Source organism: Haloarcula montana (assembly GCF_035666295.1).
GTDB classification, from domain to species: domain Archaea; phylum Halobacteriota; class Halobacteria; order Halobacteriales; family Haloarculaceae; genus Haloarcula; species Haloarcula montana.
Genome location: NZ_CP142028.1, coordinates 65,559 through 78,396 on the forward strand (window position 1 = coordinate 65,559; position 12,838 = coordinate 78,396).

Genomic DNA, 12,838 nt, shown 5'->3' on the forward strand with positions numbered 1-12,838 from the left:
GGTAGGTGTCGAAGTCGTACTGTTATGCTTCGACGCTGTCGACCGATGCCTCATTGTCACCCCGCTCGCTCACCAGCCGCCCTTTCAGTAGCGCCTCGCTCTCGGCGTCGAACAGGTAGACGTGCTCGGGTGCGATGGTGAGCGACAGTTGGTCCGTCGGTTCGATGTCGTGGAAGTTGCCGACCTTCGCCGTCACGTCCCCGAGGAGCGACGTACTGTGGACGATCGCTTCGGTCCCGACTGGTTCGACGACACGGACATCGGTGTCGAACTCCGGCCCGTCGGTTGCCCGGTTCCGGGCCTGGTAGAGGTCCTGTGGCCGAAAACCCACGAGAACGTCCTCGGTCGTGATCTCCGTCTCGACCAGCGCCTTCGGGACATCGAACGAGAGCAGGTCCATGTCGATGCGGTACGCGTCACCCCCGTCGGTGAGTGTCCCGTCGAAGAGGTTCATATCCGGGCTTCCGACGAACTGCGCGACAAAGAGGTTCGTGGGCTCGTTGAACACCTGATCGGGTGATCCGAGTTGCTGGAGTTCGCCGTCGTTCAGGACGGCGATCTTGTCGGCGATCGTCATCGCCTCCTCCTGGTTGTGGGTCACGTACGCCGACGTGATTCCGACTTTCGACTGGAGCTCGTCGATCTCCGTCCGCATCGTCTTCCGGAGTTTGGCGTCCAAATTCGCCAGCGGCTCGTCGAACAGGAACAGCCGGGGTTCGCGGATGATGGCACGCCCGAGCGCGACGCGCTGTTTCTGGCCGCCCGAGAGCTGTGCCGGCTTGTTGTTCAGTAACTCCTCGATCTCGAGCATCTCGGCGACCTCGGTGACGCGTCCCTGGATCTCGTCGTCAGACATGCCGTTGGCCTCCCGACGGAGCCCGAACCCGAGGTTTTCACGGACAGTCATGTGTGGGTACAGGGCGAAGTCCTGAAACACCATGGCAACGTCACGGTTCCGGGCCTTTACGTCATTGACAACCGTCCCGTCGAACCTGACCTCCCCTTCCGTCGGGTCTTCGAGCCCACCGATCATCCGGAGCGTCGTCGTCTTCCCACAGCCACTGGGTCCCAGTAAGACAAGGAACTCACCGTCCGGAACGTCGATGTGCAGGTCCTGTACTGCGACGACACCGTCCTTGGACGGATCGCCAAACACTTTCGTGACACTATCTAGTTCGAGGTGTGTCATTGAAAAGTGGTACCATCCAACGCACCTTAAAGCTAGCGTCCTGTCGACGGACCGGGAGGGGGATTACCCCTTTATGGCGCCGCCAGTGAGTCCCTGCACGAAGTATCGCTGGATGTAGGCCAGGCCAGCGAGCACCGGAATCGAGACGATGATCGAGGCCGCCGCGACGACGTTCCACTGCGTGTTGAACCCCTGGACGAAGGTCAGCAGTCCCGGCGGGACAGTGAACTTCGAGTTGTCCAGCAGCGTCAGCGCGAACACGAGTTCGTTCCACGCCAGAAGGAACGCGAAGATGAACGACGCGATGAGCGAGTTCCGCGCCATCGGGACGAGCACGTACCAGAACGTCTCGAAGGGCGTACACTGATCGATCCGAGAGGCTTCGAGGATCGAGTCCGGGAAGTCGTCGAAAAATCCCTTCATGAGCCAGACCACGAACGGCGCGGTCATCGCGCCGTAGATGAGGACGAGCGCGAGGTGCGTGTTGAACAGTCCGAGATACGAGATGAGCTCCCACTCGGGAACCATGATCGCGGTCCCCGGAAACATCAACGAGGCCAACAGGAGACTCATCAGGAGGTTCTTTCCGCGGAAGTCACGGCGCGAGAGGACGTACGAGGCCCCCGTTCCGAGAACGACGGCGATGACCCCGGCCCCGACAGCGACCTTGAGGCTGCTGAGAACGAGCCCCAGCAGGTTGATGTCGATCGCCGAGGTCACCGTGATTCCGAGCAGGTCCTGGACCAGCCCGGCGTACCCGCCCGCCTGGATCGACGACTCGATGACGAGCCGGAACCCCTCGAACGAGAAGTCGTTCGGGAAGACTGTCGGTGGAATCTGCTGGATCTCCGACGTCGTCTTGAACGCGGTCACGACCATCCAGTACAGCGGGAACAGGATGAACGAACCGATGAGGAGCGTCAGGAGACTGATTGCCGTCTTCCGGACGTAGCCACCCGCTTTCGAATCGTAGAGCCACGACTGGTTCTTCCGAAACTCTGCCGTCGGATCTGTGTCTTGTGTCGTCATGACATTTCTCCCTGGACCTTGTCGTAGAACTGGATGTAGTAATACGAGAACACCAGCAACACGACGAACAGCATCACCGAGAGTGCGGAGGCGAACCCGACCTCGAAGTCGATGAACGCCGAACGGTAGATCATCACCGGGAGCGTACTACTGGAGACCCCGGGACCGCCTTTGGTCATCACCCACACCATCGAGAAGTTCCTGACGTTGTAGATCAACATCAGGAGGAAGCCGATGGCGAGGTTGTATTTCATCATCGGGATCGTGATATACCGGAACTGCTCCCACGGCGTGGCACCGTCCATCCGCGCAGCCTCGTAGAGGTGCTCGTCGATGCCCTGGAGCGATGTCAGCGTGAGAAGCGCGAACAGCGGTGCGAGCCGCCAGATCATCCCGATGATGGGCGGCCACAGCGACAGGTCCGTCGACCCGAGCATGACGATATACTCGTCGACGATACCGATCTGGACCAGCAGTTCGTTGATAATCCCCTGTGAGCCGCCGAACATGAACTGCCAGATCGACGCGCCGACGACCCGCGGGAGCACCCACGGGATCAACACGATCGCGCTCGCGACACTCGTGTACGGGAGCTTCTCGTCGAGAAGCCACCCCATCAGAAACCCGAGGACAATCGCTACCAGACTGCCGACGGTTACCCAGATGGTCGTGTTCCAGAGGACTTGATGAATGTCCGGGTCCGTCCAGATCTCCACGTAGTTCGCCAACCCGACGAACTCAGCCTGGTCGGGTTGAAGCAAACTCTTCGTGAAGAAACTGGAGTAGATCGCCTGCGCGATGGGGTAGAGGATGAACACCCCGACGAGCGTCATCACTGGCAGGATCGGCAGGTACACCCGGAGGCTCTCCGGAACGTGTCTTGCCACGTTCTCGTAGGACGACTGTGCGTGGTCTACGTAGCTCATGGTTGAATCGTATCTACCTCCATTATGAGTGGTGTCCAATAAGAATATTTCCCGCCCGCTCAGGCGATGTTCTCGTCGACGACTTCCTGGATCTGGGAGTTGGCACTGCTACAGGCCTCTTCGGCCGTCGCGTTGCCGAGCACCACTGGCTGGATGACCTCGGTATTGATGATGCTCTGCATCTGTGCGATGCCCGAGAACGAGGGGAACCGGGAGGTTCGGGTGAACAGATCGTCGTTCTCGTAGAGCGTCACGAGGTCGCCGAACTGGCTCTGGAACAGATCGCTCGGGTCCTCAAAGGCGCTCTGCAGCGTGGGAACCCGACCGCGAATCCCGACATCGGCGTCCGCGCTGTAGGTCCAGGGGGCGAGCTGATCGGGCTGGTTCCACCAGTTGATGTAATCGAAGGCGGCATCTTGTTCGGCCCCGCTTCCGGACCCGGCCCCCAGCATGAAGCCCTGGGCGTTCTGCAACAGGAGGTCCCGGGGCTCGAAGTTCCCCGAGGGGGATTCGGGCAACGGCGCTCGGGTAACAGTGTGTCCTTCGCCGTCGAGCCACGGCTGGGGTGCCCCGGTCGTTTGGTAGATGGCGTTCGCGTGCGAGTAGGTGATGAGGATTCCCGACTCACCCTCCCGGAGCAGCCGACCGGCCGCGATGTGGTTGTTCTCCGCCATCGAGTCCGGGAACAGACCCGCCTCGGCGATGTCCTGGTACAGTTTCACGGCGTCGACGAAACCGGGTTGATCGACGGTTGCTTCCATCGTCTCGGGATCGAAGTACCGGCCGCCGTTGGCGTAGACGAAGCCGATGAAATATCCCGTCGTCAGACCGAAGTCCGTTCCCGGTGCGGTGATCGCTGCCGATACCTCGTCGATTTCCTGCATCTCCTGGCCCAGTTGCAGGAGTTCGGGCCAGTTCCGTGGGGGCTCATCGAAGCTCGTCTGTTCCAGATAGTCCGTCCTGATGTCGACGAACGGTCCAAGGTCGGCATAGCCCCCTGGAAGACCCCACTGACGTTCGCCGCTCGTGTCGCCGAGCCCCTCGTAGACGACGGTGTCGATGTTAGCCTGGATAAAGTGGCTGTTGACCTCCTCGAGTTGGTCCTGGTACGCGTCCTGATCGAGGGGCTGGATGGCTCCCGCACCGACGTAGTCGGGGATCTGCTGACACTGGCCGGCCATCACGTGTGGCAGGTTGTCGTTGGCCGCCGCAGAGGCGATGATCTGGTACTTCTGTCCCCACTCCTGGTGCTGGTAGCTGACGTTGTGTGTCTCGTAGTTGTCGTAGTGTCCGCTGATGTACTCCCGTTCGGCCGGGATGCCGCCGAACAACCAGAAGTCGAGGTCCTGTGGTCCGGAGCCGCCGTCACCGCTTCCACCGTCGCCGCCACTGCCGCCGCTGCCACCGCTCCCGCCGTCACCGCCACACCCGGCGAGGCCGGCGGCCATCGCGGTGCCGAGTCCAGTCAGATATTGTCGCCTGTCGAGTCCAGTGGGTGAGCCATCGGTTGTCATGATACGCTATCTTGTAGAAGGTGTGTTGTATATAATAAATTTACCGGAATTTACAGTGGCGATTTCAGAGAATTGCCGACATCTCCACCCCACTGAACCGGGCGTAGACAACATTCGAACGGGTCGGAACGGCGACGAACAGGCCCCTATAGTAACCAAAACTAAATGATGGAGCGGTCCTGAAGTGCGGACACGAATGACCGAAAGCGACTCACCCTTCGCGGCGTCTCTCGACGAACTGGGCGTGACAGTAACAAGCACGGATCGGGCGGGAGTTCCTGCGGCCATCGATGAGGCAGTCGTCAAACCAGCCGTGGGCGTCTCCCCAGGCGAAGAGTTCGCACACGGGGAACTCCCGCTCGCGGAGGCCGGGATCGATCTCGATCCCACACCGGCGGCCCTCGAAGCGGCCACGACAGGTGTCTCGGTTGCCGAACTCGGAATCGGTGATTACGGCTCGCTCGCGTTAACTTCGACCGGTGACGGGAGCGAGTTGGTGAGTCTGTTCGTCGAGCGCCACGTCGCGCTACTCCACCAAGACGATATCGCTCCAGACATGGACGAAGCCGTCGAGACCCTCGAAACGACGCTCGCCCGGACACGCGGGAGTACGATCATCGCAACGGGGCCGAGCGCGACGGCCGACATGGGGGCGCTCGTCAAGGGGGCACACGGCCCGGAGACAGTCCACGTCATCGTCGTCGAGGGGGAGTGAATAACGATGGCTACGGCAGACGAACTCCGCGAATTGATGCGGACCGAAGGGGCAGCAGTCGCCGAGAACACCCAGGGATTCAACGAAGGGCGGTACCGATCGGTCGCAGAGCTGTCGGATTACGAGGAACTGAAGTCCGAGGCCCGCGCGATCAAAGAGGACGCGATCGAACGACTGCCGGAGTTGCTCGACGAGTTGACCGAAACAGTCGAGGAGAACGGCGGGACGGTGTATCTCGCCGAGGACGCTGCCGACGCGAACGACTACATCCGCGAGGTGGTCGCGGACCGAGACGCCGACCGCGTCGTCAAGAGCAAATCGATGACCAGCGAGGAGATCGAGGTCAACGACGCGCTCGAAGCCGACGGTGTCGACGTCGTCGAGACGGATCTCGGCGAGTGGGTCCTGCAGGTGGCCGACGAGGCCCCGTCACACATCGTCGCACCGGCGATCCACAAGTCCCGCGAGAGCATCGCCGAACTGTTCAACGAAGTGTTCGACCCCGACGACCCGCTAGAGACTGCCGAGGAACTGACCCGCTTCGCTCGCGAGAAGTTGGGCGAGAAAATCGTCGACGCCGAGGTCGGACTCACCGGTGCGAACTTCGTCACGGCAGAGACGGGGACGATGGCGCTGGTCACGAGCGAGGGCAACGCACGGAAGACCGTCGCGGCCACCGATACCCACATCGCGGTCGCGGGGGTCGAAAAAGTGATCCCCACGGTCGGGGACCTCCACCCGTTCGTCGAACTCATCGGCCGGTCGGGCACCGGACAGGACATCACCTCGTACGTCTCGCTGTTGACACCACCAGTCGAGACGCCGGTCGTCGACTTCGACGACGACGAGACGCCGCTCTCGGCGTTCGATACCGACCGGGAGTTCCACCTCGTGTTGATCGACAACGGCCGGATGGCGATGCGTGAGGACGACCAGTTGCGGGAGACGCTGTACTGTATCCGCTGTTCGGCCTGTTCGAACTCCTGTGCGAACTTCCAGAGCGTGGGCGGACACGCCTTCGGTGGGGAGACGTACTCCGGTGGGATCGCAACCGGCTGGGAAGCAGGTATCGAGGGCCTCGACGTGGCAGCGGAGTTCAACGACCTCTGTACTGGGTGTAGCCGCTGTGTGAACGCCTGTCCGGTCGAGATCGATATCCCGTGGATCAACACGGTCGTCCGTGATCGGATCAACCGCGAGGGCGACGAACCCGCCGACTGGCTTGTCGACGGGCTCACTCCCGACGCCGAAACCGACTCGCCGTCCCTCCAGAAACGGTTCTTCGGGAACTTCGAGACTGTCGCCAAACTGGGAACGGCGACCGCACCCGTGTCGAACTGGCTCGCCAGTACCGGGTTGTCACGGAAGGCAATGGCCTGGGCGCTGGATATCGACCCCCGGCGTGAGCTACCGAGCTTCGAGCGCGAGACGTTCGTCGACTGGGCTCGAAACCGCGACTCGACTGTCGAGGACCCCGAGCGACGGGCCGTGGTCTATCCGGACCTCTACACGAATCACGTCCAGGTCAGCCGGGGGAAGGCGACTGTGAAAGTCCTCGAATCACTGGGTGTCGACGTGGTCGTTCCGGCCGTCGCTTCGAGCGGCCGCGCACCCCTGTCACAGGGGATGGTCGCGACGGCCCGGACACACGCACAGCGAGTCACGGACGCACTGGCACCGCACGTCGACGACGGCCGGGACGTGGTCGTCATCGAACCGAGCGACCACGCGATGTTCCAGCGTGAGTACGAGAAACTGCTGGACGAAGCGACGTTCACGGACCTCGCCGAGAACAGCTACGAGGTGTTCGAGTACGTCTACGGACTCCTCGAAAATGGTGTGGGGGCTGCTCCCCTCCCGAGTGGGGACGGCGAAGCGCTCGCGTACCACAGCCACTGTCAGCAGCGGACGCTCGGCCTCGAAGCCCATACCGTCGCCGTCCTGGAACAGTGTGGGTACGACGTAGTGACCTCCGACGTGGAGTGTTGCGGGATGGCCGGGAGCTTCGGCTACAAATCCGAGTACTACGAACTCAGCATGGACGTCGGTGACCGGCTCCGAGGGCAACTTGAGGCCGACAGGGTTCGGGACCGACAGGTCGTCGCCAGCGGGACCTCCTGTCTCGAACAGATCGACGCACTCCTCGAACGACAGCCGCGTCATCCGATCGAACTGCTCGCGGCGTAGCCAGCGTCACCGGACCGATTACCCGAGGCCGACGTGCCGGCGGAACGCTGTCCCCGTGATCCACTGGCGGTCTTTTTTCGACACGGAATCGACCTGTCGGAGCCAGTTGTACGACTCGGGGTAGGTGGCAACGTCGCTGACGTTGGGAAAGTCGGAGCCCCAGACGACGCGGTCCCGGCCGAACGTGTCCAGAAACCACCGGACGTGGTCGTGCATATCGGCGTACGGGAACGCCGAATCGGACATGTGCGGGATCTCGGAGACCTTTACCGCGACACCGTCGTAGGCAGCGAGGTCGGCGAACTGTGCGAACGTGCCCGATTCAGTCGGTGTCTCGGGGCCAGCGTGTGCGAAGTGGTCGAACAGATAGGTGAGTTCGGGATGCGCCTCGACGACTTCGAGGGCTTGGTCCAGTTGGCTGTGGTCACAGAGGATCTGGACGACAGCGTCCATCTCGACGGCAGCCTCCCAGAACTCAGTCTCCCGAAGTGACTCCCGAAGCCAGGTCGTGTCCGGCTCGAACGTCTCCCACATCCGATCGTATGGACACGCCGCGCCCAGTCGAAACCCTCGAATCCCATCGGTCTCCAGACACTCTCGGAGGTGAGCCGGTGCGTCCTCGGCAAACGGGTCGAGCATCACGATACCGGACAGTCGGTCGAACTCGGCCGCGACCTTCAGCGTGTACCAGTTGTCCCGCCAGTCACAGATGGGGTACCCGACGACGACGGCCTCGTCGATACCGTTTCGATCCATGTCGGCCAGCAACCGGTCGGCTGTGTAGACTGTGTGGACGTCGAACGCGTCGACGCGGTCCAGTATCGGGCCGTTCACCCATGGATGGTCTGCGCGAGCAGGACCCCAGGCGTGTGTATGGGTATCAAGCATATCCCTGAGTTCGTCGGTCAGGCTACTAAATCTTACCGCAGAAAAGCTAAGCCCGAGGGCGCTGGACCTGTGAAACGCATGCCGCGCATAGCGTTCCACCTCCGCATCACGGAGGGACAGCGAGAGGCGTACCGCGAGGAACACGAGGACGTCCCCGACGCCCTGGAGTCCGCATATCTCGACTCCGGAGCGGGTATCGAGACCTACAGCGTCTTCGAGAACGACGGCCACGTCTTCGGGTTCATGGAGGTCGCAGACCCGTCGGTGATCAAGGAGATCATGGCGGACAGCGACGCACAGGCGGAGTGGGATCAGGTGATGGACCCCATCCTCCTCGACGAAGACGATCCGTGGATGGACGAGGTCTACCGGATGATCTGAGTCAAGCCTTCAGATACCCACCATCGACGGCGATCGACTCGCCGGTTATCCACTCCCCTTCGTCTGAGAGCAACAGCACTGCCATGTGACCGATCTCTTCAGGCTGTCCCGGTCTATCGAGAATGTGTGTCGCGAGCGATTCAGAGAGGATCTCCGCTTCCGACTGGTCGCTCTGTGCTGCTTTCTCCGAGAGCCACGTATCGACCATCGGTGTCTCGACAGTTCCCGGCTTGATTGCGTTCGCCGTGATCCCGTGTTCGGCGAGTTCCTTCGCCAGGACCGTCGTTAGTGCCAGTACCGCCGCCTTCGATGCCCCGTAGGCCCCCTGTCCAGTGAACGGGCGTTCCGCTCCGACAGACGAGATATTGACGATGCTCCCCGCGATATCGTCGGCGATCATTTGCTCGGCTACCCGTTTGGCGACGAGAAAGGTCCCTTTCGTGTTGACTGCGAAATGTCTGTCCCATCCGGCTTCGCTCGTGTCCAAGAGTGGGACCGATCGCTGGATTCCTGCATTGTTGACGACGCCATGGATCGGACCGAGAGCATCACGGGCGTCCGCCACACCGCTGTCGACGGAGTCCGCGTCGGCCACATCGACCTCAACCACTGTCGCCTCACTCCCGGTCTCTCGAACCCGAGCAGCCGTCTCACCGGCTGTCTCGGCGTCGATATCGAAGATCGTAACGTCAGCGCCGGCCTGCGCACATCGCAGGACGATACCGCGCCCGATCCCCTGTGCGCCACCCGTGACGACGATATGGCGGTCGGTGAGGCGTGAATCGAACTCGCTCGGACGATCGTCTGACTCGCCTGCAGACATACCTCCCGCTCTGTGGCGGATGTACGTAAACGTGTAGGTATGGGGCCGCTGGGAGAGATATTTCCCTAGGTCCGATATTACCGGATTAGATTTCGTCGGAGGTTGTCAGTGACTGTCATGGTAGTAGGTAACGTTTGTTTCACGCGGGCATCCTAGTTGGAGGAGCAGTCTCTCAACGGCTTCATACTCCCGATATCGAGCCACGACGGGAGTCTGTAACTGGATTCCTCACACCAGGAAAAGTCCGGTAATATCGGATAGTCTCTGTTATTATCGGATAGTGGGTACAACGCCGGAGAGATCCCGGTTGCTGACGGATGATCTGACTGCTCTCACGACTGGACCGTCAGAACGAGGAGACAGGTGTCGTTCGTCTGCTGTAGGCCTTTCATCCACATCCACTCCCGTCTCGGTCGAGAGGTCATCGGCACATCGTTCTATACCGATCAGAGAGAATTATATGCTGATCGCACTACTGTCGGGGCGATCGGCTATGCGTTGTTCTTCAATGGCGACGTTAATTGACGATACTCAGAGATCTGCCGCAACTAGCGGAACCGGGGTCAGTAATCGACTTTTTACGGTAATACCGGAAGATATCCGCTCAAGCCGACACAGTAGCGATACAATTCCGAATTCGATGGGAAACGAACAGCTGAACGCACGAAGTGGCCGGCGGCACTGCCAGTACCTAACACAAGTACATCTGTTATTCCATTACTAGGGTCTGAGACATCATTGATGTGGAGGAGAACGTGGGGAGATGCGAGGGAGATCGGCAGCGAAGGTTCGGCTAACAAATTAGAGATCATAGTTACATCCAAGCCGAGTTGAGATATATTTCCCACGTATAACCCAGTACATTCCAAAATTTGCTTATTATAACATAATTTGATAATATATAGTATCTATTTGTTTTCAGGTTGGCCTCGATAGGATCATATGTGAGTTAATGAGTTAGGATGGCGGCTATCTGAACTATATCCGATAATCGAACTTTCGACCGAGAGAATATGATATTCCCGAAAATCGACTATCGATATGCTCGGTTCGAGGCCAGGGGAGCAGCGACCTCAAACCAGTGTCCGAACACACAACGGCGAAGCCAGCGCCGTCGACGAATCGCGTGACGGACACAGCTACTCCGCGTTGGAGTCCTCCACATCCTGGAGTTCGTCCGTCCAGCGGGACTGGACTATCGCGGTGGGGTGGGTATCAATTATCGTTATTGGGGCACAGGAATCAAGCCAATCGGACACGTATGCTCTATAGATGGATATTTTCGGTGTTCCTCTGGCATTTCTGGCGTATGTGTTCGCCTACGGACTCGCAGCGCTCGGCTGTGGGGTCGCAGTCGGCCGTGCCAGACAGGTCACGGACCTGGACACCCGGCGAGGATTGGTCGCATTGTTGGTCGGAAGCGGCGGCTGGGCAGCGCTACAACTGGCCTTTCTAGTCGCTCCGACGCCGGCGCTGGGCTACGGGGCCTACACGCTCAGTCTGATCGTCGGACTCACCACCGTCGGCGCCTGGCTCTACTTCGCCTCCGCCTACACCGGACGTTCCTTCCACCGGGACGAGCTGTACAGGCGTCTCGCAGTGGTACTGTATCTCGCGATCGTTGCAGTGAAACTCACGAATCCGCTCCACGGCTGGTACTTCCAGACGGCCTTCGTCACCACGCCGTTCCCGCATCTGACGATCATGCACGGCACCTTCCACTGGGTCGTCACCGGGCTCTCGTACGCCCTCGTCGCGGTCGGCTTCTTCATGTTGTACGAACTGTTTCTGGATGCCGACTACGACACGCGACCGTTGGCGGCACTCGTCGGAATCACCGGCTTACCGGTCGTGTTCGATATCGTCGGCTTCACCAGCGACTTCCTCATCGATATCAACTATGAGCCGCTCGGAGTGGCCGTCTTCGCGATCGGCGTCCTCTACGTTTTTGAGGAGGAGTTTCTCGCCGTCCAGCTCACTAGCGGCGTCGACGCGCCGATCATCTATCTGGACACCGACGACCGGATCAGCCACTACAACAGACGCGCCGAGCGGCTTTTTCCGGCTCTCGATGGAGCAACGGGGGAACCACTGGACGCTGTCGTCCCGCCGGCGAACACGGAACTGGGTGACCGAAACTGGATTCTCGACCGGACCGACGACGGTGAAACCGAACACTATCTGGTCAGCGATACGCGCTTCTCTCTGGGACAGACCGATATCGGGCGGATGGTACTCTTTTCCGACGTGACTCGCACCGAACGACAGCGCCGGGAGCTGGAACGGCAAAACGAGCAACTGGAAGGGTTCGCCGCCGCAATCCGACATGAGCTACTCAATACGCTGCAAATTCTCAGTGCCAGAATCGATATCGCTGGCACCGCGATCGACGACGGTGAGGTGAGTCTAGCGCGGGAATCCTTACAGACCGCTTCCGACACCTCCGATCGGATGGCAGATATCGTCGACGATCTGGCGAAGCTCGCCCGTTACGGGCAAAGTGTCGAGGACGACGAGGCCAGAACGGTCAATATCGGGCGTATCGTCGAAGAGGCGTGGGCGATCGCCGACGTTGAGGACGTTACCCTCTCGATCGACACTGATGCCGAGCTCACGGCTGATCCCGAGCGACTGCAAACACTGTTCGTCAACGCATTCACGTTCGGCGCACACAACGGCGCGACCGAGATCTCCGTCGCTGCCACTGATCGTGGGTTTACGATTACCGATGACGGCAGGCCGACTGGCGACACCGATCCAGCGTCGTATTTCGAGTACGGCAGCGCAATTCCCGACGCTGAAGCCGGGCTAACGCTCCCGAATCTCCGGATGCTCGCCGAGACTCACGGCTGGGAGGCCACACTCGATCAGTCATATCAAGACGGCATCCGCATCATCGTCTCGGGTGTCAGTACGCTCGAACAGTAGCCTCAATTCCTATCATGGACAGCGGCTGAGACGTACAAGTGAATGTGTCGTCGGCAAAATTCTCGGTACCGACGCGGACGACACTACCGATAAGAAATGTACTCCAGAATCGCTCGATTCCTCGTTCTGACCACTGCCCTCCTCGAAGGGGCCATCGTCACAATCGAAGCTTCGGTTCGCCGCTGCTTTCCCTCGGTGCTCCTGTACTGTCGGTTTCGAGTTGTCAGCCTTCGATGACCGCTTCCGGGGTGACCTCGG

10 protein-coding genes are annotated in these 12,838 nt (G+C 60.4%); 4 read left to right on the forward strand and 6 right to left on the reverse strand.

Features of this window, described 5'->3' with window-relative positions; all coding sequences use genetic code 11:
• Positions 1-22 precede the first annotated feature (22 nt).
• The 4 genes from VJ109_RS16070 to VJ109_RS16085 form a co-directional block, all read right to left on the reverse strand.
• Complete coding sequence (locus tag VJ109_RS16070; RefSeq protein WP_324760751.1) at positions 23-1,189, reverse strand: ABC transporter ATP-binding protein; 1,167 nt, start codon at positions 1,187-1,189, stop codon at positions 23-25.
• Between the two features lie 63 nt (positions 1,190-1,252).
• Entirely contained in the window at positions 1,253-2,218 is a 966-nt protein-coding gene (locus VJ109_RS16075; RefSeq protein WP_324760752.1) for a carbohydrate ABC transporter permease, read from the reverse strand.
• The gene (locus tag VJ109_RS16080) at positions 2,215-3,144 is read right to left on the reverse strand and encodes a carbohydrate ABC transporter permease (protein ID WP_324760753.1); all 930 of its coding nucleotides are present in this window, start codon (positions 3,142-3,144) and stop codon (positions 2,215-2,217) included. The genes VJ109_RS16075 and VJ109_RS16080 overlap by 4 nt, the downstream gene beginning before the upstream one ends.
• Positions 3,145-3,203: 59 nt before the next feature.
• Positions 3,204-4,592, reverse strand: a complete 1,389-nt coding sequence (locus tag VJ109_RS16085) for an ABC transporter substrate-binding protein (RefSeq protein ID WP_324760857.1) — start codon at positions 4,590-4,592, stop codon at positions 3,204-3,206.
• Positions 4,593-4,854: 262 nt separating this feature from the next.
• Here VJ109_RS16085 and VJ109_RS16090 point away from each other — a divergent pair, with 262 nt between their 5' ends.
• Together VJ109_RS16090 and VJ109_RS16095 are read left to right on the forward strand one after the other, a co-directional pair.
• Positions 4,855-5,373 (forward strand): LUD domain-containing protein, encoded by a 519-nt coding sequence (locus VJ109_RS16090; RefSeq protein WP_324760754.1) that lies wholly within the window; start codon positions 4,855-4,857, stop codon positions 5,371-5,373.
• 6 nt (positions 5,374-5,379) lie between these two features.
• On the forward strand, positions 5,380-7,560 hold the full coding sequence (locus VJ109_RS16095; RefSeq protein WP_324760755.1) for an LUD domain-containing protein: 2,181 nt from the start codon (positions 5,380-5,382) through the stop codon (positions 7,558-7,560).
• An 18-nt stretch (positions 7,561-7,578) separates the two neighbouring features.
• Here VJ109_RS16095 and VJ109_RS16100 read toward each other — a convergent pair whose 3' ends face one another.
• Positions 7,579-8,448: an amidohydrolase family protein gene (locus tag VJ109_RS16100; RefSeq protein ID WP_324760756.1), complete on the reverse strand. Its 870-nt coding sequence runs from the start codon at positions 8,446-8,448 to the stop codon at positions 7,579-7,581.
• Between the two features lie 78 nt (positions 8,449-8,526).
• Between VJ109_RS16100 and VJ109_RS16105 the strand changes: the two genes are divergently transcribed.
• Entirely contained in the window at positions 8,527-8,829 is a 303-nt protein-coding gene (locus VJ109_RS16105) for an L-rhamnose mutarotase (protein ID WP_324760757.1), read from the forward strand.
• Position 8,830: 1 nt separating this feature from the next.
• On the opposite strand, the gene VJ109_RS16110 is transcribed toward VJ109_RS16105, so the two are convergent.
• Complete coding sequence (locus tag VJ109_RS16110; RefSeq protein WP_324760758.1) at positions 8,831-9,652, reverse strand: SDR family NAD(P)-dependent oxidoreductase; 822 nt, start codon at positions 9,650-9,652, stop codon at positions 8,831-8,833.
• 1,272 nt (positions 9,653-10,924) lie between these two features.
• On the opposite strand from VJ109_RS16110, the gene VJ109_RS16115 reads away from it, so the two are divergent.
• Positions 10,925-12,580 (forward strand): histidine kinase N-terminal 7TM domain-containing protein, encoded by a 1,656-nt coding sequence (locus tag VJ109_RS16115; protein WP_324760759.1) that lies wholly within the window; start codon positions 10,925-10,927, stop codon positions 12,578-12,580.
• The last annotated feature ends 258 nt before the right edge of the window (positions 12,581-12,838 follow it).

Bases quoted from the DNA above. Each gene is read 5' to 3' on its own strand.
- VJ109_RS16090 (WP_324760754.1), top strand. From the start codon at position 4,855: ATGACCGAAAGCGACTCACCCTTCGCGGCGTCTCTCGACGAACTGGGC.
- VJ109_RS16115 (WP_324760759.1), top strand. From the start codon at position 10,925: ATGGATATTTTCGGTGTTCCTCTGGCATTTCTGGCGTATGTGTTCGCC.
- VJ109_RS16105 (WP_324760757.1), top strand. From the start codon at position 8,527: ATGCCGCGCATAGCGTTCCACCTCCGCATCACGGAGGGACAGCGAGAG.
- VJ109_RS16080 (WP_324760753.1), bottom strand. From the start codon at position 3,144: ATGAGCTACGTAGACCACGCACAGTCGTCCTACGAGAACGTGGCAAGA.
- VJ109_RS16100 (WP_324760756.1), bottom strand. From the start codon at position 8,448: ATGCTTGATACCCATACACACGCCTGGGGTCCTGCTCGCGCAGACCAT.
- VJ109_RS16070 (WP_324760751.1), bottom strand. From the start codon at position 1,189: ATGACACACCTCGAACTAGATAGTGTCACGAAAGTGTTTGGCGATCCG.
- VJ109_RS16110 (WP_324760758.1), bottom strand. From the start codon at position 9,652: ATGTCTGCAGGCGAGTCAGACGATCGTCCGAGCGAGTTCGATTCACGC.
- VJ109_RS16075 (WP_324760752.1), bottom strand. From the start codon at position 2,218: ATGACGACACAAGACACAGATCCGACGGCAGAGTTTCGGAAGAACCAG.
- VJ109_RS16095 (WP_324760755.1), top strand. From the start codon at position 5,380: ATGGCTACGGCAGACGAACTCCGCGAATTGATGCGGACCGAAGGGGCA.
- VJ109_RS16085 (WP_324760857.1), bottom strand. From the start codon at position 4,592: ATGGCCGCCGGCCTCGCCGGGTGTGGCGGTGACGGCGGGAGCGGTGGC.